This is a genomic window from Massilia sp. SYSU DXS3249, from assembly GCF_053668055.1.
The window spans coordinates 254,548-276,823 of sequence record NZ_JBSIPX010000004.1 but is presented as its reverse complement, the minus strand read 5'-3'; the positions used below and the strand labels follow the sequence as shown (position 1 = coordinate 276,823).

The 22,276-nt window shown below is 67.3% G+C and carries 22 protein-coding genes; 11 read left to right on the top strand and 11 right to left on the bottom strand.

Annotated features, from left to right (window positions below; all coding sequences use genetic code 11):
* Positions 1-40: 40 nt before the first annotated feature.
* Entirely contained in the window at positions 41-790 is a 750-nt protein-coding gene (locus ACWCIA_RS07360; RefSeq protein ID WP_454161939.1) for an SDR family NAD(P)-dependent oxidoreductase, read from the top strand.
* Between the two features lie 45 nt (positions 791-835).
* Here the strand turns inward: ACWCIA_RS07360 and ACWCIA_RS07355 are convergent, their stop codons facing one another.
* A complete protein-coding gene (locus ACWCIA_RS07355; protein ID WP_454161938.1) occupies positions 836-1,753 on the bottom strand; it encodes a LysR substrate-binding domain-containing protein in 918 nt (305 codons plus the stop codon).
* A 115-nt stretch (positions 1,754-1,868) separates the two neighbouring features.
* On the opposite strand from ACWCIA_RS07355, the gene ACWCIA_RS07350 reads away from it, so the two are divergent.
* The 6 genes from ACWCIA_RS07350 (at position 1,869) to ACWCIA_RS07325 (ending at position 7,794) form a co-directional block, all read left to right on the top strand.
* The gene (locus tag ACWCIA_RS07350) at positions 1,869-2,717 is read left to right on the top strand and encodes a transketolase (protein ID WP_454161937.1); all 849 of its coding nucleotides are present in this window, start codon (positions 1,869-1,871) and stop codon (positions 2,715-2,717) included.
* Entirely contained in the window at positions 2,714-3,712 is a 999-nt protein-coding gene (locus ACWCIA_RS07345; RefSeq protein WP_454161936.1) for a transketolase family protein, read from the top strand. Before ACWCIA_RS07350 ends, ACWCIA_RS07345 begins: the two co-directional genes overlap by 4 nt.
* Positions 3,713-3,822: 110 nt before the next feature.
* On the top strand, positions 3,823-5,145 hold the full coding sequence (locus ACWCIA_RS07340; RefSeq protein ID WP_454161935.1) for an MFS transporter: 1,323 nt from the start codon (positions 3,823-3,825) through the stop codon (positions 5,143-5,145).
* Between the two features lie 121 nt (positions 5,146-5,266).
* The gene (locus tag ACWCIA_RS07335; RefSeq protein WP_454161934.1) at positions 5,267-6,325 is read left to right on the top strand and encodes a porin; all 1,059 of its coding nucleotides are present in this window, start codon (positions 5,267-5,269) and stop codon (positions 6,323-6,325) included.
* A gap of 45 nt (positions 6,326-6,370) precedes the next feature.
* A complete protein-coding gene (locus tag ACWCIA_RS07330; protein WP_454161933.1) occupies positions 6,371-6,721 on the top strand; it encodes a Dabb family protein in 351 nt (116 codons plus the stop codon).
* An 80-nt stretch (positions 6,722-6,801) separates the two neighbouring features.
* Complete coding sequence (locus ACWCIA_RS07325) at positions 6,802-7,794, top strand: HDOD domain-containing protein (protein ID WP_454161932.1); 993 nt, start codon at positions 6,802-6,804, stop codon at positions 7,792-7,794.
* Between the two features lie 73 nt (positions 7,795-7,867).
* Here ACWCIA_RS07325 and ACWCIA_RS07320 read toward each other — a convergent pair whose 3' ends face one another.
* Entirely contained in the window at positions 7,868-8,101 is a 234-nt protein-coding gene (locus tag ACWCIA_RS07320; protein WP_454162080.1) for a hypothetical protein, read from the bottom strand.
* Between the two features lie 116 nt (positions 8,102-8,217).
* Here ACWCIA_RS07320 and ACWCIA_RS07315 point away from each other — a divergent pair, with 116 nt between their 5' ends.
* The 3 genes from ACWCIA_RS07315 (at position 8,218) to ACWCIA_RS07305 (ending at position 10,557) form a co-directional block, all read left to right on the top strand.
* Entirely contained in the window at positions 8,218-9,618 is a 1,401-nt protein-coding gene (locus ACWCIA_RS07315; protein WP_454161931.1) for an aminotransferase-like domain-containing protein, read from the top strand.
* 158 nt (positions 9,619-9,776) lie between these two features.
* Entirely contained in the window at positions 9,777-10,184 is a 408-nt protein-coding gene (locus ACWCIA_RS07310) for a hypothetical protein (protein ID WP_454161930.1), read from the top strand.
* A gap of 100 nt (positions 10,185-10,284) precedes the next feature.
* Positions 10,285-10,557, top strand: a complete 273-nt coding sequence (locus ACWCIA_RS07305) for a hypothetical protein (protein ID WP_454161929.1) — start codon at positions 10,285-10,287, stop codon at positions 10,555-10,557.
* 716 nt (positions 10,558-11,273) lie between these two features.
* Here the strand turns inward: ACWCIA_RS07305 and ACWCIA_RS07300 are convergent.
* Genes ACWCIA_RS07300 through ACWCIA_RS07290 form a run of 3 tightly spaced genes read right to left on the bottom strand, consistent with a single transcriptional unit; the run spans position 11,274 to position 15,212 of the window.
* Complete coding sequence (locus tag ACWCIA_RS07300) at positions 11,274-12,035, bottom strand: SDR family NAD(P)-dependent oxidoreductase (RefSeq protein WP_454161928.1); 762 nt, start codon at positions 12,033-12,035, stop codon at positions 11,274-11,276.
* A gap of 37 nt (positions 12,036-12,072) precedes the next feature.
* Positions 12,073-12,912 carry a formate dehydrogenase accessory sulfurtransferase FdhD gene (fdhD, locus tag ACWCIA_RS07295; RefSeq protein WP_454161927.1) on the bottom strand — a complete coding sequence of 280 codons (840 nt, stop codon included), beginning with the start codon at positions 12,910-12,912 and terminating at the stop codon, positions 12,073-12,075.
* Positions 12,909-15,212: an FdhF/YdeP family oxidoreductase gene (locus tag ACWCIA_RS07290; protein ID WP_454161926.1), complete on the bottom strand. Its 2,304-nt coding sequence runs from the start codon at positions 15,210-15,212 to the stop codon at positions 12,909-12,911. Before ACWCIA_RS07290 ends, fdhD begins: the two co-directional genes overlap by 4 nt.
* A gap of 175 nt (positions 15,213-15,387) precedes the next feature.
* Here ACWCIA_RS07290 and ACWCIA_RS07285 point away from each other — a divergent pair, with 175 nt between their 5' ends.
* Complete coding sequence (locus tag ACWCIA_RS07285) at positions 15,388-16,215, top strand: metallophosphoesterase (protein ID WP_454162079.1); 828 nt, start codon at positions 15,388-15,390, stop codon at positions 16,213-16,215.
* Positions 16,216-16,253: 38 nt separating this feature from the next.
* On the opposite strand, the gene ACWCIA_RS07280 is transcribed toward ACWCIA_RS07285, so the two are convergent.
* The 6 genes from ACWCIA_RS07280 to rnhB form a co-directional block, all read right to left on the bottom strand.
* A complete protein-coding gene (locus tag ACWCIA_RS07280) occupies positions 16,254-18,422 on the bottom strand; it encodes a TonB-dependent receptor plug domain-containing protein (RefSeq protein ID WP_454161925.1) in 2,169 nt (722 codons plus the stop codon).
* A 273-nt stretch (positions 18,423-18,695) separates the two neighbouring features.
* Positions 18,696-19,286, bottom strand: coding sequence for a DUF6151 family protein (locus ACWCIA_RS07275; RefSeq protein WP_454161924.1), 591 nt, complete (start codon positions 19,284-19,286; stop codon positions 18,696-18,698).
* A 3-nt stretch (positions 19,287-19,289) separates the two neighbouring features.
* Positions 19,290-19,427, bottom strand: coding sequence for a hypothetical protein (locus ACWCIA_RS07270; protein WP_454161923.1), 138 nt, complete (start codon positions 19,425-19,427; stop codon positions 19,290-19,292).
* 132 nt (positions 19,428-19,559) lie between these two features.
* Complete coding sequence (locus tag ACWCIA_RS07265) at positions 19,560-20,756, bottom strand: EAL domain-containing response regulator (RefSeq protein ID WP_454161922.1); 1,197 nt, start codon at positions 20,754-20,756, stop codon at positions 19,560-19,562.
* A gap of 53 nt (positions 20,757-20,809) precedes the next feature.
* The gene (locus tag ACWCIA_RS07260; RefSeq protein ID WP_454161921.1) at positions 20,810-21,595 is read right to left on the bottom strand and encodes a TrmH family RNA methyltransferase; all 786 of its coding nucleotides are present in this window, start codon (positions 21,593-21,595) and stop codon (positions 20,810-20,812) included.
* A complete protein-coding gene (rnhB, locus tag ACWCIA_RS07255) occupies positions 21,592-22,263 on the bottom strand; it encodes a ribonuclease HII (RefSeq protein ID WP_454161920.1) in 672 nt (223 codons plus the stop codon). Before rnhB ends, ACWCIA_RS07260 begins: the two co-directional genes overlap by 4 nt.
* Positions 22,264-22,276: the final 13 nt, after the last annotated feature.

Sequence of the window (22,276 nt, the reverse complement as noted above, 5' to 3'; positions counted from 1 at the left end):
GCACCATGCGAGCACAATCACACTCGCATGGAGACGGAACATGTTACTCAAAGATCGCGTGGCAATCGTGACCGGCGGCGCCGGCGTCAATGGCCTGGGCTTTGCCACCGCCCGCATGCTGGCCGCGCACGGCGCGAAGGTCGTCATCACCGACCTGGCCGGCGCCAATCCCGCGGCGGCCGCGGCCGAACTCGGGCCGGAACACCTGGGCGTGGTGGCCGACGTCACGAACAAGGAACAGTGCGAGGCCGCCGCCGCGGCGGCGCTCGAGCGCTACGGCCGCATCGACATCCTGTTCAACAACGCCGGCATCACCCAGGCGAAGAAGACGCTCGACATCACCGCCGCCGACTACGACGCCGTGCTCGACGTCAGCCTGCGCGGCACCCTGCTGATGTCGCAGGCGGTGCTGCCGGCGATGCAGCGCCAGGAGAGCGGCAGCATCATCTCGACCTCCTCGGTGTCGGCCCAGCGCGGCGGCGGCATCCTCGGCGGGCCGCATTATTCGGCGGCGAAAGCGGGCGTGCTCGGGCTGACCCGCGCGATGGCGCGCGAATTCGGCCCCAGCGGCATCCGCGTCAACGCCATCACGCCCGGCCTGATCGCCACCGACATCATCAAGGGCAAGCTCACCGAAGAGCGCAAGGGCGAGATCGCGCAGGACATCCCGCTGGCGCGCCTGGGCCGCGCGGCGGACATCGGCGGCGCGGTCGTGTTCCTGGCGAGCGATCTGTCGGCCTACTGCACGGGGATTACGCTGGACGTCAATGGCGGCATGTTGATTCATTGAGGCGGCCTTTGCCGGCCGGGCCGGGCATCGGTCCCCGGCCCTGCTTCACCCCTCCACCATCCCCCGGATCCACTCCAGCACCGTGCGCACCGCCTGCAGGCCCTCGCGGCTCTTCGGCACGGCGAGGTAGTGTGCGGTCGCCTCGATGGCGAGCTCCCCGAAGGGGCATACCAGCCGCCCCTGCTCCAGGTATTCCTGCACCAGCACGCTGCTTTCGATGCACATGCCCAGGCCGTTCTCGGCCGCGCTGAGCGTCATGAAGGCGCGGTCCAGGCGCAGCCCGCGCACCGGGTTGCCGCAGCCGGGCGCGAAGCGTGCGATCCACTCGTCCCAGGAGGTCAGCGAGACGTCGTTCTGGATCAGGTAGAAATTCTCGATGTCGTTCGCCGGCAGCGGCAGGGTCCAGCCGTCGACCAGCTTGGGGCTGCACACCGGCAGGTAGCGCTCGCGCTGCGAGATCGGCTCGACGTGCACGCCGGCCGAGGCGGGCGGACGGCCGTAGGTCACGGCCACGTCGACCCCGCTGTGCGAAAAGTCGGGCGCCTGGTGCACGGCCCACAGGCGCACGTCGATCTCGGGATGGGCGCGCAGGAAAGCCGGCAGGCGCGGCATCACCCAGATCGCGGCGAAGCTGGGCGCGCACTGGATGGTCACCACCTGCTGCTTGCTGCTGCGGTCGAGGATGGTGCGCAGCTCGTCGTCGATGTCGCCGAAAGAGCGCCGGATCACCTCGAACAGGCGGGCGCCGGCTTCGGTCGGCACCACGCCGCGCCGCGCGCGCTCGAACAGCAGCGTGCCGAGCGCTTCTTCCAGCGTCTGGATCGAGTGGCTGACGGCGGAGGCCGTGATCGACAGCTCCTGCGCCGCGCTGGCGAAGGAACGGTGCATGTAGGCCGCCTCGAAGGCTTGCAGGCCCTTGAGGGAAGCCTTGCGCAGGGCGCGGTATCGCTGAACTGGTTTCATCTATTGGTAAGAAATACTCGCTATACGGTTCATGTCTGCATTTATACACTGGTCTCGCACTGGAACACCGAAGCGCTGCCAGAGACGGCGATTCATTCAACCAACGGAGACACACATGGAGCATCAAGACAGCCTGCCCGCCCTGCGCGCGGCGGCCTACCGCATCCGGCGCTACGCCCTGCGCATGGGCGAAGTCCAGGGCCAGGGCTATGTCGGCCAGGCGCTGGGCATGGCCGACATCCTCGCCGTCGCCTACCGGCACGCGCTGAATTATCGTCCGGACGAACCAAAGTGGGAAGGCCGCGACCGCTTCCTGCTCTCGCACGGCCACTACGCCATCGCCCTCTACGCCGCCCTGCTGGAAGCCGGCGTGATCCCGGAAGAGGAACTCGACACCTATGGCAGCGACGACAGCCGCCTGCCGATGTCGGGCATGGCGACCTACACCCCCGGCATGGAAATCTCGGGCGGCTCGCTGGGCCAGGGCTTGACCATCGCGGTCGGCATGGCGCTCGGCCTGCGCCAGAAGAAGAACCCGGCCTTCGTCTACAACTCGATGTCGGACGGCGAACTCGACGAGGGCTCGACCTGGGAAGCAGCGCTCTCGGCCGCCCACCATGGCCTGGGCAACCTGATCACCCTGGTCGACATCAACAACCAGCAGGCCGACGGCCCCTCCAGCAAGATCCTCGGCTTCGAGCCGCTGGCCGACAAGTGGGCCGCCTTCGGCTGGTTCGTGCTGCGCGTGGACGGCAACGACATCGGCGCGGTGCGCGACGCCTTCGACGCCGCCCGCGCCCACCCCGGCCCGCAGCCGCGCGTGATCCTGTGCGACACCTTGATGGGCAGCGGGGTGCCCTTCCTGGAAGAGCGCGACAAGAACCACTTCATCCGGGTCGAGGCCGACGAATGGCAGCAGGCCATCGCGATCCTCGACGCCGCCCATGCAGGAGACACGAAATGAACCAGGCAGCCACCAAACCCCGCCTCACCACCTCGGCGATGATCGCCTCGATCGCCGGCGAGAACCAGCGCACGCAAAGCGCCCCCTTCGGCCACGCCCTGGTGCAGCTGGCCGCCGAGCGCCCCGACATCGTCGGCATGAGCGCCGACCTGGCAAAATACACGGACCTGCACCTGTTCGCGAAGGAGTACCCGGAGCGCTTCTTCCAGATGGGCATGGCCGAGCAACTGCTGATGGGCGCGGCCGGCGGCATGGCCAAGGAAGGCTTCACGCCCTTCGTGACGACGTACGCCGTGTTCGCCGCGCGCCGCGCCTACGACTTCATCCACCAGGTGATCGCCGAGGAAAACCTGAACGTCAAGATGGTCTGCGCCCTGCCCGGCCTGACTACCGGCTACGGGCCGAGCCACCAGGCGACCGAGGACATCGCGATCTTCCGCGGCGTGCCGGGCCTGACCATCGTCGATCCCTGCGACGCGCTCGACACCGAGCAGGCGACGCGCGCCATCGCCGAACACCAGGGCCCGGTCTACATGCGCCTCCTGCGCGGCAAGGTGCCGCTGGTGCTCGACGAGTACGACTACCGCTTCGAACTCGGCAAGGCGAAGCTGCTGCGCGACGGGCGCGAGGTGCTGGTCATCTCGAGCGGCATCATGACGATGCGGGCGCTGGAAGTGGCGGAAAGCCTGCGTGCGGATAATATCGGTGTCGCGGTGCTGCACACGCCGACCATCAAGCCGCTCGACATCGAGGCCATCGTGCGCGAAGCCTTGAAGCCGGGCCGCCTGGTGGTCGTGGCCGAGAACCATTCGATCGTCGGTGGCCTGGGCGAAGCGGTGGCGGGCACGCTGCTGCGCGCCGGAGTGGCGCCGGCCTTCCGCCAGGTCGCGCTGCCGGACGCCTTCCTCGACGCGGGCGCCCTGCCGACGCTGCACGACCGCTACGGCATCTCGGCCGAGACGATGGCGGCGACCATCAAGTCCTGGCTGCGCTGAGCGGACGGGGCAGCGACAAGACACGCCGCGCGGCGGGCGAGAAGGCAGAGACCTTCCGCCGCGCGGCAGAGTGCCGGGAAACGGCACCGCAACGATCATTGGAGACGAACATGAAATCGCAGACCGTATCTTCGGCAGGCGCCCTCGCCGGCGCCGACGCCTCGCAAGACCTCGAATCGCGCGCCTACGCCAAGGTGGTGCGCCGCCTGGTTCCCTTCCTCATGCTGTGCTACCTCGGCGCCTACCTCGACCGCGTCAATGTCGGCTTCGCCAAGCTGCAGATGCTGAGCGACCTGCAATGGAGCGACACCGTGTACGGCCTCGGCGCCGGCGTCTTCTTCATCGGCTACTTCCTGTTCGAGGTGCCGAGCAACATGATCCTGCACCGCTTCGGCGCCCGCCGCTGGCTCGCGCGCATCATGATCACCTGGGCCATGATTTCGGCCAGCTTCAGCATCGTCGAGTCGCCCACCGCCTTCTACATCCTGCGCTTCCTGCTCGGCGTGGCCGAAGCCGGCTTCGCGCCGGGCGTCATCCTCTACATCACCTACTGGTTCCCGTCGGCGCGCCGCGCCAAGGTGATGGCGATCTTCTTCATGGCCATCCCGCTGGCCAGCATCGTCGGCGCCCCGCTGTCGGGCTGGATCATGGAAGCCTTCGCCGGCGTGCAGGGCCTGGCGGGCTGGCAGTGGCTGTTCACGCTCGAGGCCCTGCCCTCGCTCCTGCTCGGCATCGCCATCCTGTTCTACCTGGACGACCGCATCGACGACGCCAAGTGGCTGACGCCGGAAGAAAAGGCTGTCCTCAAGCGCAACATCGCCGCCGAGGAAGGCGACAAGGTCGCCCACCATTCGATCGGCTCCTTCTTCGCCGACCGCCGCCTGTGGCTGCTGACCGGCGTCTACTTCTGCATCGTGATGGGCCAGTACGGCATCACCTTCTGGCTGCCTGCCATCGTCCGCAACGCCGGGGTCGACGGCATCGGCACGGTCGGCCTGCTGGCGGCGATTCCCTACACGGTCGCCCTGCTCTGCCTGCCCCTGGTCGGCCGCAGCTCGGACCGCACCCTGGCGCGGCGCCTGCACTGCGGCGTGCCGATGCTGGTCGCCGCCGCCGCCCTGTTCGCCCTGCCCTTCACCGACGGCGTGGCAAGCGCGCTGGCCCTGCTCAGCGCCGCCGCGGCCGGGGCGATCTGCGCCACCTCGCAGTTCTGGGCCCTGCCGACCGCCTTCCTGGGCGGCATGACGGCCGCCGCCGGCATCGCGACCATCAACTGCATCGCCAACCTGGCCGGCTTCTTCTCCCCCTCGCTGGTCGGCTGGCTGAACGACTTCACCGGCAAGCAGGGCGCGGGCCTGTGGCTCACCGCCGGCGCCCTGCTGCTCGGCGCCCTGCTGCTGGCCTTCGTGCCGCGCAAGATGGTCGACCGCTAATCCAGCCAGCCCGGCTGCCGCAGCCCAGCGGCAGCCTCCTCCTTCTTCACGCCGCATCCCTCGATCCGCCGCCCGCCCGGCGCGGGGAGGCGCGCGTTCGTACACCGTATCCGGAGACACCATGAGCAAACCCATCTTGCAGTTGTCCCTGTGCGCCCTCGCCGTAGCCTGCGGCGCTGCCCGCGCCCAGAACGGCCCCGTCGTCTACGGCCTGGTCGACCTGAACTTCGGCCACACCACCCACGTCACTCCCGAAGGCGGCGCCTTCCGCGTCAATTCCGGCGGCATGAACACCTCGCGCCTCGGATTCTCCGGCAGCGAGACCATCGCCGACGGCCTGAAGGCGGTCTACGGCCTGGAGATGGGCATCGCCGCCGACACCGGCGTAGCCGACAGCCCGCTCTTCAAGCGCCAGGCCACGGTCGGCCTCGAAGGACGCTTCGGCAGCGTGCTGCTGGGCCGCGCCTTCACCACCACCTACGATTTCCTGCTGACCTACGACCCGATGGGCTATGCGCCGGCCTACTCGTGGGCGCCCGCCGCCCACGGCAGCGGACCGGGCAAGTACGGCATGACCTTCGCCTACGACAACATGATCAAGTATGCGGGCAAGGCCGGGCCGCTGAGCTTTGGCGCCAGCTACGGCGCCAGCTACGGCGCAGGCGAAGGGGCGTCGACCGGCGACGGCGCGAAAGGCTCGGTGGCGGCCAGCTATGCGCTGGGGCCGGTGTCGTTCGTCGCCTCGGCGGAACGCGTGAACGAAGCGCGCCCGGCCGAGGGCGGCCCACGCCCCGCCACCACCGTCTGGCACCTGGGCGCGATGGCCAGCCACGGCCCCTGGAAGCTGCAGGCCGCCGTGCGCGACTGGCGCCGCAGCGCCTCCTCCGCGGATCCGGCCGCCACGCGTGCGCGGCTGGCCTGGGCCGGCGTCAACTACCAGCTCACCCCGGCCCTCACGCTCACCGGCGCGCTCTACCACCAGGAGCTGCGCGCACAGGCGGGGGACGCCACCATGGCCGTCGCGCGCCTGCGCTACGCCCTGTCGCGCCGCACCGACCTGTACGCGGTGGGCGCGCGCGCGCGCTCCAAAGGCGGCGCGCGCGTCAGCCTGGCGCGCGACGAGATCGGTCACGGCGACTCCCAGGCGAGCGTCCTGCTGGGCATCCAGCACCGCTTTTGACCTGCCTTCGACGCGGGCGCGCCCTTCCGGCAGGCAGGGGTAACATTGGCACACCACCAACTCACCTCCAGCGCCATGCCTGCCAACCCATCCTCCGTCCTGCGCCACGTCGTCCTGTTCGCCTTCAAGCCGGGCGCCAGCAGCGAACAAGTCGAGCGCGTCGTGGCCGACTTCGGCACGCTGCAGCAAGCCATTCCCGGCATCGAGGCCTACGAGTGGGGGACCAACGTCAGCCCTGAAGGCCTGAACGACGGCTTCACCCACTGCTTCACGCTGACTTTCGCCAGCAATGAGGCGCGCGACGGCTATCTCGTCCATGCGGCGCACCAGGACTTCGTCGCCACCCTCGGGGCCTGCCTCGAGCGCTCGCTGGTGGTCGATTACTGGACGCAATGACGGGCGCAGCCCGGGCCTGAAGGCCGGCGCCCCGGGGCATCATGTAGAATCGCTGCCACGACTTCTGGAGGCGGCAAGACATGGGGTGGCTGGGCAAACTATTGGGTGGCGAGCAGGCCGGCAAGGCCGCGCCGGCGGCCGGGTCGCACCTGCAGGTCGATGAAGCAGGCTCCGCAGCACATATTGCGCACGCTGCGGAGATCGATGCCGTCTACTACCGCTGGCTCACCGCCGCCCTGCCTCCCTACGCGCCGCCCGAGCGCGAGCGCCGCGTGCTCGACGAGCTCGAACGCCTGGCGAGCGCGCCGATCGCCGGCGCGGCCCTGGTGCCGCGCATGCCCGAGATCATCCCGCAACTGATGCGCACCCTGCGCGACGAGGACATGAACGCGGCCGAGCTGTCGCGCCAGCTCTCGCGCGACGTGGTGCTGGTCGCAGAGGTCTTCCGCGAGGCGAACCGGCCGGCCTACCTGCCGCGCTACCATGCCGGGCCGCCGGTCAACAGCATCGAGTCGGCCATCATGCTGCTCGGCCAGAACGGCATGCGCATGCTGCTGGCGCGGGTAGCGTTCCGGCCCATCATCAGCATGGGCAGCGGACGCCACACGAAGCGCATCGCGCCCGCCATCTGGCGCCAGTCCGAACTGTGCGCGCTGGCCGCCAGCCAGCTCGCGCCCGGCCTGCGCGCCAATCCCTTCGAAGCCTACCTGGCCGGCCTGATGGAAAACGTGGGCCTGGTGGTCGCCTTCCGCATCGTCGACCAGGTCTGCCCCGGCGAGACCCTGCCCTATTCAGGCGACTTCATCGCCGCCCTGTTCGCGCAGGCGCGGGTGCTGTCGGCGCGCATCGCCGCGCTGTGGGACTTCCCGCCCGCGGTCACGGCCGCCATCGAAGCAGCGGGACGCACGGCCGCGCCGCCGACGGCACAGGCGCTGGCGCTCGGCGACCGCCTGGCCAAGCTGCGCCTGCTGGTGGATGGCGCCGTGTTCCAGCCGGACGATGCCTTCGTGACCGAGGGGCTGAACGAGGCGGCGCTGGCTTGCTTCGAGAAGCTGCGCGAGGACGAGGACTGAGCGCGCCGGGCAACACCATGTGCTTGCCCTGGCAGCGGGCGAACCGGGCCATGCCGGCCGTCCGCATCGGCGCTCAACTCAAGTCCAGACCGAAGGTCCTGACCAGGTAGAAGGCGAACAGCCCCACGCCCAAGAGCGCCAGCACGAAGATGGCCGCGACCTTGGCGGCCGCGCGTATCACCGCGCGCTTGTCCATCGCCTTCTCCTTCTGCCCTTGATCGAAATGCCACTTGACGGCGAAGAACATGCCGATGCCTAACACGAGAACCTTGAACGTGACGGCGACGATAGGGAACCAATCCATGATGTTGAGCCGATTGCAGATGAGAGAGGAGGAAACGCCAGCGGTTGCCATGCAAGGATGGTGCTGCTGCACGTTCTGAGGCATTCTACCTAAAAGCAATTTCCATACATCGAGACAAAATGTCCCAGTTGAAAGCCATACAAGATGAACCTGTGCCCAACTGGTTGCCGCGCCTGGCCGGGAATAAGGGGCCGCGTTTCCTGCAAATTGCGGATGCCTTGCAGGCGGCGGTGGCGGACGGATCCTTGAGGCCGGGCGACCGCCTGCCTCCGCAGCGCCGGCTGGCGGCACAGCTGGATGTCGACCTGACGACGGTTACGCGCGCATACGACGAAGCCAGGCGCCGCAACCTGCTGGAGGGCCGCGGCGCGCGTGGCACCTATGTCGCGGCGCCGAAAGTCGAACTGACTTCGATCCTCGACCTGAGCATGAATACCCCGCCGCCGCCGGGTGGCGTGGACTTCGACGACCTGTTGAAACAGGGTTTGTCCCAGGTACTGATGAGGGCAGACAATGCATCGCTGATGACTTACCACCTGGGCGGGGGAAGCGACTCCGACCGCAAGGCTGGTGCCACATGGCTCGCACCGATGTTTGGACAACCGGATTCGCGGGATGTTGTCGTCTGTCCGGGTGCGCAAGCGGCGATCGCAGCACTGATCCTTGCGCTGACGAATCCCGGCGACATCATCCTGGCCGAGCCGACGACGTATCCCGGCTTGCGCGCCGCGGCGACCCAGTTCGGCCGGCACCTCATTGCAGTGGAAGCGGACAGGCACGGGATGCTGCCCGAGAGCCTCGAGGAAGCCTGCCGCCGGCACAAGCCCGGGCTGGTCTACCTCAATCCGACCTTGCAAAACCCGACCGCCACTACCATTCCGGACCGCCGGCGCAAGGAGCTCGCCGGCATCGCGACGCGCTGCAATGTACGCATCGTCGAGGACGATCCCTACTGGCTGCTTGCCGATGCCCCGCCACCGCCCATTGCCACGTTTGCCCCGAGCCATGTCTACTACATCTCGACCCTGTCGAAATGCCTGACGCCCGGCCTGCGTGTCGCCTTCGTGCTGATACGCGATCCGCACGAACGCGAACGTTTCCTGGCCGCGCTTAGATCGTTTGCGCTCATGGCCGCTCCCCTGACGGCCGCACTGGCCACCCAGTGGATCCTCGACGGTTCGGCCGACAGACTGCTGGAAGGCGTACGCAAGGAAGCGCGCCTACGCCACCGGATGGCCCGGGATGTCCTGGCGGGGCGGTACAGCGGCTCTGGTGACGGCCTGCATGTATGGCTTGAACTGCCGGCGTATTGGAATTCCTCGCAGCTTGCGCGTGCGGCGGACAGCGAGGGCATCGCGGTGACGCCGGCGGAGGCATTCGCGACTGGCAGCGGATCCGCCAATGCGATTCGGATCTCTCTGGGCAGCATCAAGGACCGTGGACGCTTGCGGGCGGGGTTGCAGCGGTTGTCTCAGCTACTTGCGCGGCGGCCCGAATCGTTCAGTGCTGCGGTTGTTTAGCAGATGCGCGGATTGGCCTAGTCTGCTTAGGAAACTGTTTTGCGGACTTAATACGCCTAACAAAACCTATTATTGTCGCCGGAGCGTTGAGGACGTACACTGAGCCGTTCCGAAGGTCTGCAATCGGCCAGAAGCGGACGCTATCACTCCAACGAACTATGGAGCAACCCGTGCAGTGCATAAAATCGCTTGTTTTTCTCCTGTGTTTTACGGTGTCGGCATGGACCGCTGCGGAAGTTGGCACGACGCAATTGAAGTTACTGAAAAAGCTGCCCGGCGCGAGCGAAGACTTAAGTGCCAAGCTCGCGTGCGTAAAGAACAAAAATTATCCAGATGACATCGAAAAATGTGGCCTCTCGGGCTTCTCCAGTCCTGCTTATCAAAAAAAGATAGAGGATTGCTTATGGTCGAAAACTGGGGTTTTGGTTCCGTTGAGAGTGGCGGCAAACGGGCGGTACATAAAAGCAATGCTGTCCGTTTCGTGTCCTACCATACAAGTTGTTGCCGAGTTTGAAGCCAGCTCTGGAAAATATTCTCTGGTATATATCGGGGAGCTCGTCGAGTGACCTTTGGCTCTCCAAGGTCTGCTTTGGGTCGGTAGCGGACGCTACAATAGGTCTGCTTTCGGCCAGGAGCGGACACTCAGCGTAGTACTAAGGGGCATTCGTGAAGCAGATTCTTCCGCATATCAGCGTTGGGTTAGACGACGGAGATCGGTGCATTGTCGCTATTGCGGATTATGAGCTTTTCGACTTCGTTGAAGACTTCCTTGGCGAGGAGTGCGATTTGTCGTACGAGTATCGAATTAGCAGGGAGCGGCCCGGTGGAGAAATTGTCACCATGTACTTCCCGCTCGGTGTCACTCCTGCAGTCGTTGAGGCCAGCTTATCAAGACTCTCTGCTGCAGAAATCGAGCGAATTTACAGGCTCAACAATTAGGCCTGTGCCCAACTCCGACAACGGCTGCTTTGGGTCGTTAGCGGACGCTACAATAGGTCCGCTACCGGCGACAAGCGGACATCCATCAAGTGCGCCTAATTTGAGAGGAATGACGTGTTTTTTTAAGAAAAGCAAGAGCGTAGAAACGTCGAACGATACCGTCGCGGCAGTCTTCTGGGGGGCAAGTGACCGGATGATCTGTTGCAAAGGCATTGGAGGGGAGACGAACGAGTTCAACACCACCAGTCATCCAAAGTTGGCACAGCAAGGATATGTAGCCACGTTAGAAATCCAAACTGCTCAGGGTGAACCGGCTCTTCTGCTCCATGCATTTTATTCAGGACATTGGTCGTTTGCTGTCAGCCCGGGGAGCGAAGATTCCGATGAACTACCGAGCTGGAAAATAACGCGCGAATGGGGGTCGGTGAACCACCACTCGGAGACTCTGACGATATTTTGTCCCAAGGGATGCAAGGTTTCGGCTGTAGACAGAATCGCTGATCACTATTGATGGGAGAACGTCTGCTTCAAGTCGTAAGCGGACGCGGCAATAAGTTGCAATGGCTGCGAGCGGCCGTTCGAACAGCAGGTCTCCCGGCGCACTACTCCACCCAAAACCCGATATCGCACCGCCCCCTCGTCCATGCTTCAACAAAACCGTCAACGCGACGGCCACTGGCGATCGCGAAGAACCGTTCTGGGACGGACAACAAGCCCTACATCGGCGGCTGCCCATTCGACGCCGTTACCCCCGCATCCACCGGCAGATTGACGCCCGTGATCAGCCGCGCATCCTCGCTCGCCAGGAAGGCGATCGCCGCCGCGACGCCGTCCGCATCCTCGGGCGCGCCGAGCGGCATGCGTTCCTTGAACTTGGCGACCAGTTCGGGATCCGCCAGCATGTCCTCGGTCATCTTGGTCTTCGTGAAGCTCGGGTTGACCGCGTTCACCCGCACGCCGTCCTTGCCCGCGTCCAGCGCCATCGCGCGCACCATGTTGCTGACGGCGCCCTTCGAGGTGTTGTAGGCGAAGGTATTCCAGTCGCCGCCCAGTCCCGACACCGAGGAGGTCATGACGATGGAGCCGCCCGCTTTCACCAGTTCGGGCATCGCCGCCTTGGCCATGTGGAAGTAGCCGGCCACATTGACGGCCATGATGCGTGCGAAGTCGTCTTCGCTGGTCTGCATGATGTCGCCCTCGACCGCCATGCCGGCGTTGTTGACCAGGATGTGCAGTCCGCCGAAGCGGTCGATGGCCGCCTTGATTGCGGCGGTGGCGGTTTGCTTGTCGGCGGTGTCGCCGACCTGGACCAGGACACGGTCCTGCGGCAGTCCGGCGGCGGCCTTTTCGAGGCCGGCTGCGTCGATGTCGAGCATCACGACGCGGGCGCCTTCGGAGAGGAAGCGGCGGGCGGTGGCCAGGCCGATGCCGGAAGCGGCGCCGGTGACGAGGACGGTTTTGTCGGTAAAACGGTTCATGCGGGACCTTTCGTGTTCGTTGAGGGAGTGGCAGCATTCACGCCAGCAGGCGCTCCGGATGGCTGTACACCACGTGCCTGCCCGCGCGCACGAAGCCGGCCAGGGTCAGTCCGGATTCCTCGGCCATGCGCACCGCCAGCGCGGTCGGCGCCGAGATCGCCGCCAGCAGGCCGAAGCCGGCGCGCGCCGCCTTCTGCACCATCTCGAAGCTGGCCCGGCTGGTGACCACGGCGAAGCCCGGGTGCGGCGCCGATCCGGCACTAGCGAGTGCGCCGACCAGCTTGTCGAGCGCGTTGTGACGGCCGACATCCTCGCGCAGGCATTCGATCCGGCCTTCGAGGTCGGCCCAGGCGGCGGCGTGCACGGCGCCGGTGGCCTGGTGCAGCTGCTGGCGCGCGGCCATCGCCGCCATCGCCCGGTGCAGCGCGGCCGGATCGATACGGATGCCGGGGGCCGGCGCGGCATCCGGCAGGCAGGCTTCGCGCTCGAAATAATCGAGGCTGTCGACGCCGCACAGGCCGCAGCCGGTCTTGCCCAGGCGCGCGGCGCGCGTCCCCTTCAGGCGCGCCATCGCGCCCGACGCGATCCGCAGCGAGACGACGATTCCGCGGCAGCCCTGCTCCACCTCGATGTCGTAGACGTCGCGCCGCTGGCGCACGATGCGCTCGCTCAGGGTAAAACCGAGCGCGAAGTCTTCCAGGTCGAGGGGCGAGGCCAGCATCACCGCGTGGGTGATGCCGTTGTAGGCAAGCGCCACCGGCACCTCCTCGGCCACCAGCTCGCTGCCCTCGGCGCACTGGACGCCGTCCCAGCGGCTGGCGCTTACGAAGGCCGCCGCGTCCGGGACCGTGCCCAGGAAGGGTTCGGCCGCGTTCATCGCGCGCTCCCGGTGCGCTCGACCAGCACGTCGATCGCCTTCGCCGCCGGCACCTTGCTTTCCTTCGCGTGGTGCCAGAGCGGGATCAGCGGATTACATTCGGGGAAGTAGCCGGCCACCGCGCCCTCGGGGATATCGTAGGGGACGATCACCAGTCCGTCGACGCGGCGCGCGACGCCGTCGTCCGTCGCGCAGCGCAGGCTGACAGTGTCGCCGGCGGCGAGGCCCTGGCGCGCCATGTCGGCCTCGCCCATAAACAGAACCATGCGCGAGCCGTACACGCCGCGGAAGCGGTCGTCGAAGCTGTAGATGGTCGTGTTGAACTGGCCATCGCTGCGCACCGTGAACAAACGGAGCGAGGCCGGTCCCCCGGCGAGGTCCGGATCACCCGGCAATTCTTCGGGCACCGTGAATCCGGCCTTGCCGCTCTCGGTCTCCCATTTGCGCTGCGCGGCGCCGATCGGTTTGCGGAAACCTCCCGGCGTCCACAGGCGGGCGTTGAAGTCATGGAAGATGTCGGGATAGGTCTCTTCGATGGCGTCGCGGATGCGGCCATAGTCGGCGACCCAGGCGTCCCAGTCCAGGCGCGGGTTCGGGTCCAGCGTGGCCTTGGCGATGCCGGCCACGATCGCCGGTTCGGACAGCAGGTCGGGCGAGGCCGGCTGCGCCATCCCGCGCGAGCCGTGGATGCAGGCCGTGCTGTCCTCGACGGTGACGGCCTGCTCGCCGCCCTGCTGGCGGTCGACCTCGATCCGCCCCAGGCAAGGCAGGATGTACGAAGCCTTGCCGTGGATGACGTGGTTGCGATTGAGCTTGGTCGACACCTGCACCGTGAGCGGAATCTCGCGCCAGGCCGCCTCCATCAGCGCGGTCTCGGGCACGGCGCGCAGGAAGTTCCCGCCCAGCGCGACGAAGGCCGGCACCTTGCGCGCCAGGATGGCTTCGCAGGCCTCGACCGTGTTCATGCCGGTCTTGCGCGGCGGCTCGAAGCCGTATTGTTCCTTCAGTTTGTCGAGCGGCGCCAGCTCCGGTTTTTCGGTGATGCCCACCGTGCGCTGGCCCTGCACGTTCGAGTGGCCGCGCACCGGGCAGACTCCGGCGCCGGGCTTGCCGATGTTCCCGCGCAGGAGCAGCAGGTTGACGACCATGGCCACGTTCTGCACGCCGTTGCGGTGCTGGGTCAGGCCCATGCCGTAGACGCCGAGGACGGCCTCGGATCGCGCATAGACGCCGGCGGCGCGTTCCAGTTCGGCGCGCGCCAGGCCCGATTCCCGTTCGATGTCGCGCCAGGGGCAGGCGCGCACCGCCGCCTCGAATTCCGCGAAGCCGTCCGTGTGCCCGGCGATGAAGGCGGCATCGAGCGCGCGCGGCCGGCCGGCGGCGACGGCAGCATCGTCGAGGTCGAAGACCGCCTTGCACAGGCCCATGATGGCGGCCGTGTCCCCGCCCGGCATCAGCTGGTGGTACTGGGTGCTGATCGGCGTCTCGGACTTGGTCAGCATCTCGGCGGGCGACTGCGGGTTGGTGAAGCTGACCAAACCGCGCTCGCGCAGCGGGTTGAAGGTGATGATCGGCACGCCGCGCCGGCGCGCTTCCTGCAGCTGGTGCAGCATGCGCGGGCTGTTCACGCCCACGTTCTGGCCGAAGAAGAAGATGCAGTCGGTACGTTCGAAGTCGTCCAGCACCACGGTGCCGACGCCCACGCCGATGGTCTTTTGCAGCGCCACCGAGGTGCTCTCGTGGCACATGTTCGAGCTGTCCGGCAGGTTGTTGTTGCCGTACATGCGGGCCAGCAGGCCGTACATGTAGGAGGTCTCGAGCGAGGCTCGTCCCGAGCTGTAGAACACGACGTTCTCGCGCTCCGCCGCACGCAGCGCGGCGCCGATCTCGGCGAATGCCGTCTCCCAGGACACGGGGCGGTACTTGTCGCTGGCGGCGTCCCAGCGCAGCGGCACCGTCAACCGTCCCTGGTCTTCCAGGCTGTGGTCGCTCCAGGATTCCAGCTCGGTGACGGTATGGCGCTCGAAGAAGTCGGCGCCGATCGTCTTGCTGGTGGTCTCCCAGGCCGTGGCCTTGGCGCCGCTCTCGCAGAATTCGAAAGGATGAGGGTTGGCCGGCTTGGCCCAGGCGCAGCTGACGCAGGCATAGCCGTCGGTCTTGTTCTGCTTGAGCAGCAGCGCCGCGTCCTTCGCGACCGCCCGCTGGTCGAACAGGATGTGGGCGACTTCCCCCACCGAACCCCAGCCGCCGGCCGGCATGTCGGGCTTCTCGACCCGCAGTTTCCGTGTTTCCTCGCTCATGGCGCCCTCCCCTGACATGGATTGCCTACCCTAGCGTCCGGCAATCCGCGCCTCTGTGCGCATGCGCACAGAGGCGGATCGATTCACACAGCTTTTCGGGTCACTCCAGGGACAGGCGATGGGCGGCGAGGCCGGCCGCCACTTCGACGGCGCGAGCGGCTATACTGCGCAGACCATGCGCATCCAGCTGTTCTCCGACCTCCACCTCGAACGTTATCCGGCCTTCCAGCCGCGGATCGCGCCCGGCATCGATCTCATCGTGCTGGCCGGCGACATCGGCTCCTACCAGGAAGGCTCGCGCCTCGGCGGCACCGATTTCGGGCTCGAACGCTTCGCGCCGGCGCTGGGCGCGACCGATGCGACGGTGCTCTACGTGCCGGGCAACCACGAGTACGACGGGCTTGAATTCGACGAAGCCCATGCCCGCCTGCGCGCTACCTGCGAGCGGCTGGGCATTGCCTGGCTCGACCGCGAAACGGTCATCGTCGACGGCGTGCGCTTCGTCGGCACCACGCTGTGGGCCGATTTCGACGCCCTCGCCGCCGGCTACGACCCGCTGAAACAGCAGCAGCTGCACCAGAAGGCGATCCGCGCTGCCAACTACTACCTCGGCAAGAACACCACATTGCGCGATGGGAAACCGGTGCTGGCCGACGGCTGGCGCGCGATGTCGCTGGCCTGCCAGGAATGGCTGCGCGGCGCACTGGCCGTGCCCTTCGACGGCCCCACGGTGGCGGTCACCCATTTCGCCCCCAGCTTGCGCAGCGCCGATCCGCGCTACGGGGTCACGCCGGGCACGGCGGGCTTCTGCAACGCGCTCGACGAGCTGTTCCCGCTGGCCGACATCTGGATGCACGGCCATCTACACTGCCGTAACGACTACCTTGTAACCGGCGTCGAGGACGGGCGTTCCTGGTCGTGCCGCGTCGTCGCCAATCCGCTGGGCTACCTGAGCAAGGGCGAGCAGGAGGGCTTCCGGCCCGACCTCATTATTGAGCTGTAAAGCGGAGCTGTAAGGCCGGCGCTCCGGCCGCCCTTCCCTCAGAACTTCATCTCCAGGGTCGTGCGCAGCTTGGCGCCGTCCCGGAAATTCCAGCCGCGCTTCTCGCGCCCGGTGACCGGGTCGGTGTAGCTGATCTCCCATTGGTTGTCCTCGCTGAGCAGATTGGACGCCGCCATCCGCAGCTGCACGCGTGGGCCGAACTTCCAAACCGCGTAGGTTTCGAGATCGGTGCGCGCATGGCTGTAGTAGCTGCGGTTGGCCGCGACCCGCACGAAACCGCCGCTGCGGTGCGCGACGCTCGCGCCGGCCGTGAGCGCGCCCGCCTTGTAGTCGATCCCGAGGTTGGCGCTGAGCGGCGTCTGCCGCTCCATCCGGTTGTCCGGCCCGGGCACCGAGGCGACGCGCGACCAGTTGCGGCTCAGGCTTGCGCGCAGGTCGATCGCCGGCGCTCCCGCGAACAGCGACTTTAGGGGGAACTTCGTCTCCAGCTCCAGGCTGCGCAGCGTGGCGCGGTCTTCGTTGGCGGGCATGTAGATCCAGCGCAGGCCGTCGAAATAGACGCGCCCGCTGGTGTAGTTGTCGATGCGGCGCATCGAGCCGCCCACCGACACCATCGCGCCCTCGGCCCAGTAGTGCTCCCAGCCCGCGTCGAGCCCCCAGGCCAGTTCCGGCTCGAGCGCCGGATTGCCCTGGTAGTCGGCCTCGGTGGGGCTGTTGTTCTCCCAGGCCTGGCGCCGCGGCACGATGCTGTTCAGCCCGGGCGCCTTGTAGGTGCGGCTCACGGCCAGGCGCAACTGGTCGCCCTTCGCCCCCGGCAGCTTGTACAGGGTCTGGAACACCGGGCTGAGGACGCTGGACTCCACCCGCGTATCCTCGACCGCGTTGCCGTGCACGCGCGTGCGGATGCCCTCCCAGCGGGCGCCCAGGTAGACCGACCACTGCGGCGTCAGCTCCCACTCGTCCTGGGCATACACCGCCAGGCGCGCGATCGTGGCGTCGAAGGTCTCGTCGAGCAGCTGCCCGGCCGGGAACACGCGCACGGCGTCGCGCTCGACGCGCCGTTGATCGCTGGCGTTGACGCCCGCATCCCAGCCCAGCGCCAGCACATGGCCGGCATCGAACTTGCGCGTGTATTTGCCGGTGCTGCTGGCGCCCTTGCCGCGCACCCTGGCCCGCACGCTGCCATCGGTGGCGGGACGCCCCGCGCTGTCGAGACCGACCCGGGGATACAGGTCGTCCGAACGGTTGCCCTCGACGCCGAGCTTGGCATCGAGCTTCGCGCCCGAGGCCAGGCTGCGGGTCCAGCGCAGGTCGGACTTGAGCGTCGCATTCTCGATCTCGGCCATGGTGCGCAGGTCGGGCACCGGCGGCGCGGCGCCGAGCGCGGTGCTCACCTGCAGGTGCGTGCGGTTCCGGAACTGTAAGGCGGTGAACATGTTTTCCCAGGTCAGCGTGTCGCCATTGGCCAGCGTCCAGCCCAGGCGCGGGCTGAGGCTGATGCGGCGGTCGCCGCCCTTCTCCGGAATGCGCGTCGTGCGCAACAGGTCCACCACGCCGTCGGGCCGCAGGTTTTCCTCGAAGCCCGACGCGGTACGGTCGAAGCGCTCGTCGCTGGCGCTGGCCGAGACCGACCACGACGAGCGGTCCGCACGGTCTCCCAGCTGCACGCTCACCGACGGCCCGCGCGCGAGCTCCCCGTAGAGATAGCCCAGCTTGGCCTCGCGCTCGCGCTTGCGTGCGGCCTTGGGCCCGCTGCTGCGCAGCACGATGTTGATGGTGCCGGCGACCGACTGCGTCGACATGTCCGCCGTGGCGACGCGCAGCACCTCGATCCGCTCGATCAGTTCCGGCGACAGCGAGTCGAGCGCGAAGCCGGCCGGCATGCGCTCGCCGTTCACCAGGATCTGGGTATAGCCGGCGCCCAGGCCGCGCATGCGGATTTCCTGGCTGCGCCCGGCGCCGGTGGTCACGGTGACGCCGGGGATGCGCTTGACGACGTCGAGCAGGGAGGTGTCGCCGTAGCGCAGGATTTCCTCGCGCTTGATGACGATGCGGCTGGCAGTGTCGTCGCGGCGCGGGTTGTAGGCTTCAGCGCTTGCTCGTACCTCTACCTGCTGGATAGGTGCGGGTGGGACCTCCTGGGCGTAGGCCGGGGAGCACAGTGTGGCGATGAGGAAGGACAGACAACGAGGACGCGGCGATACCATAAGCTAGTCTCCAGAAATGAATTATTCGTGTTGTTGGAACAACCATGTTCTGGAGGATAGCACTAGGCAGATATTTAACGGAAGCATTTATTGCTTATACCTAGCAATTGGAGCAGCTAGCCGAAAGCATGTGCAGCCGTACCGCGAGCGCAGAAACGCGTGGAGTCGGGACTCCACCCTACATCTGGCGCGGTGCGTAGGGGTGGAGGAGGCCAGTGGCCTCCTCCACGGCTTCACCGGAATCTTGACCCCACGGGTTTTGGGAATTGAAGATCAGCGCGTCAGCGCGGCACGCTCTTCGCGCGTGAGCACGCGGGGTTCGCGCAGGGGTGCGCTGCCGCCGGGCTGGAAGAAGGGATTGTCGCGGTATCCACCGCCGAGGCGCGCGCGCAGCAGCTTGCTGCCGATCTTCGCCACCGCCCACACGGTGCGCAGCGGGGTGGACTTGACGGGCGCCAGGGCCGAGCCGGTCTGCACCATGATGGGGGAACGGCCGAGCTGGCGGGCCAGGGCCTCGTCGGGCGCATCGAGGCAGGCCCGGATCAGGCCGACATAGGGCGTGGTCAGCTCGCGCGGCGTGTTGCCGATCGGCGTGCGGCAGCAGGTGGCATACCAGCGGTACAGCCCGCGCGGGCTGAGCGACATGCAGCCCAGGTGTTCGAGCCCGGATGTGAAGCGCACCGCCGACGGCAGGGTGGCCGCGACCTCGGTGCCGCCGGCGGCGTCCAGCACGTCGCTTTCGCGGCCGAGGAAACGGGCAAAGGCCTGGCAATCGTGGCAATAGCAAACGGCGCGCGCCGCAACGCCGCCCGGGTCGACCTCCCCTTGCAGTCTGCCGCAGTCGCAGCGCAGCGTCAGGGCCATGGCCTACTCCGGGATGTCGAGCACGCGCACGGCGGCGAGGTCGGCCGCGGTGGGCGGCGCATGGCGCCGTTCGGCGGGTTTGGTCAGCACGCGTTTGGCGGTATCGAATGGCACGCCGAGACCGGCCAGCTCACGTGCCACTCCACGCGCCGGTGAGGCGCGGCTGTCGGCAGCGGGTCTGCGGATGGCTGCGTCGATCAGCAGTGCGGTCTTGTAGTCGCTTCGTCTATCTGTGCGGTCCATGTATTTATACTAACATGCCCGCGGCGCTGTTTAAAAGAAGTGACGCCAGTCTTCGAGCCATCCCGGGAACGCCGTGGCTTCCATCGGATTGGCGATATGGTAACCCTGCGCATACGTGCAACCCAGCCCCTGCAGGAAGTCCCAGTCCTGGCGCGTCTCCACGCCGACGGCGACCGACATGCGGTCCAGGCTGTGGGCCAGGCTCATGCACGAGCGCAGTACGGTCCCGAGCGGGCGCCGCTTGGAGGCGCCGTCGACGAAGCTGCGGTCGATCTTGAGTTCCGTGAACGGGATGCGGGCCAGCAGCTGCAGGTTCGAGCGGCCGGTGCCGTAGTCGTCGATCGCCAGGCCGAAGCCCATCATGCGCAGGCGCACCAGGCGTTCGATGAAGTTGGGGTCGGTGTTCAGGACCGAGGACTCCGGCATCTCGAAGGTGATGTAGTCCGGCAGCACCGTGTGGCGCTGCAGGCAGGCCGTGATCTGGCGCAGGAAGGCCGGATGGGCGAGCGTCTCGGGCGCCAGGTTGATCGAGATGGAGATCGGCGTGCCCTGATCGTGGAACCAGCGGCAGCGCTCGACCGACAGCTCGATCATGCTCCAGTCGAGGAAGTCGATGCGGTTGTTCTGCTCGAGCGCGTCGATGAAGGCCGAAGGGCCGAGCAGGCCGTGCTCGGGATGGCGCCAGCGCGCGAAGGTCTCGAGGCCCTTGACCTGCCCGGTGGCCAGCTCGATCTTCGGCTGGAAGAAGGGTTCGAACTGGCGCTTCTGCAGGCCGGTGCCGATCTCGGCGAAGGAAAAGCGCGGCGTGTCGTCGACTACCGCGTGCATCGCTTGCGGCACGTAGTTGTCGAGCAGGGGCTTGAGCTTGGCGGCGGTGACCGGCTTGCTGATCGACCCGAGCAGGTCGATGCCGTAGACCTGGGCCAGGGTCTCCACCGAGAACAGCAGGTTGGCCGGCTGGGCGCCGGTGACGATCAGGCTGATGCCGGCGTCGAGGGTGGCCAGGTTGCGGATCAGTTCCAGCCCGTCCATGCCGGGCAGGGCCAGGTCGATAATCGCCACATGCACGCGCGGCGTGAAGCCGGCCTGGAAGGTGCGCAGGGCCATGTGCCCGTCCGGCACGTCGGTCACGCGGCTGGCCCCTAGACGGCCCAGCATCTCGACCGCCGCCGCGCGCTGCGCGTTGTCGGATTCGGCTACCAGAAAGTGCAAATGCGCGATGTCCATCTCGACTCCAAAAAACCGTGTACCCCAGATTACTCTACATGCGGCGCCGCCGTCTATGTCCCCTGCTGGCGCAGCTGCTCGAAGAAGCAGACCGCGGCCGCGGCGGCCACGTTGAGCGACTCGACCTGGCCGCCGTGCGGAATGACCACCTGGTGGCTGGCGAGGGCCATCAGATCGGCGGCCACGCCCTGCCCTTCGTGGCCGAGCAGCCAGGCGACCGGCTGGCGCAGGTCGACCTCGTACAGCTTCTGCTCGGCGTAGCCGCTCATCGCCAGCACGGCGATATCGGATGCCTTGACCAGCGCGGCCAGGTCCACGTTCTCGAAGATCTCGAGCACGAAGTGGGCGCCCATGGCCGCGCGCAGGACCTTGGGCGACCAGCAGAAGGCGGTGCCGGGGCTGCAGAACACCTGGGTGATGCCGGCCGCGCCGGCGCTCCTCAGGATGGAGCCGACGTTGCCCGGATCCTGCACGCCGTCGAGCAGCACGGCGGAAACCTGCATCGCCGCCGGCTGGCTTGGTGCCGGGGTCTCGACCACGAACAGCAGGTTGACCCCGTGCTCGACCTGGCTGACCGCGCCGAACAGGGCGTCGGGCAGCACGGTCACGTGGGCGCGCAGGCTCTCGCAACGGGCGACGATGTCGGCCACTTCGGGATTGTGCAGGGCGTCTTCCGAGACTACGCAGTGGCCGGGCGCGCCGCGCAGGTCCAGCCAGGCCTGGCACAGGTGAACGCCGTCGAGCAGCGTACGGCCCGCTTTCCTGCGCGCCTGCGAGCTGGCGGCCAGCGCCTTGAGTTCCTTGTAAAACGGGTTATCGCGCGAGGTGACGGTCTTCATGCCAGGACAACGCCCTCTTCCACCGCCGGCGCAAACAAATCGACCTGCAGCAGGTTGCGCACCGGCGCGAACGAGCGGCGGTGCACCGGCGACGGGCCGTGCAGGCGCAGGCGCTCGAGGTGGAGCGCGGTCGAATAGCCCTTGTGCTGGTCGAAGCAGTATTCGGGATATTGCGCGTGCAGGCGCACCAGCTCGGCGTCGCGCGCGGTCTTGGCCAGGATCGATGCGGCCGAGATGGCGTGGCACTTGTCGTCGCCTTCGATGACCGCGTGGGCGCGGATCTCCATCGGCGGGCAGCGGTTGCCGTCGATCAGGGCGATCGTCGGCAGGGTCTGCAGCGCCTCGACGGCGCGGCGCATGGCCAGCATGGTCGCGTGCAGGATGTTCAGGGTGTCGATTTCCTCGCACGAGGCTTCGGCGACGGCCCAGGCCAGCGCGTATTGGCGGATCTGGGGCGCGAGCTCGTCGCGGCGCGCCTCGGTCAGCTTTTTCGAGTCGCGCAGGCCCTCGATCGGGCGCTTCGGGTCGAGGATGACGGCGGCCGCGAACACGGGCCCGGCCAGCGGGCCGCGGCCGGCCTCGTCGACGCCGCAGACGATGTCGAGGTCGGTGAACGGACGCAGCCGGGGCGGCAGGCCGGGATAGAAATTGACGCGCTTTTTGCTCATTGCGTGGGTGTTG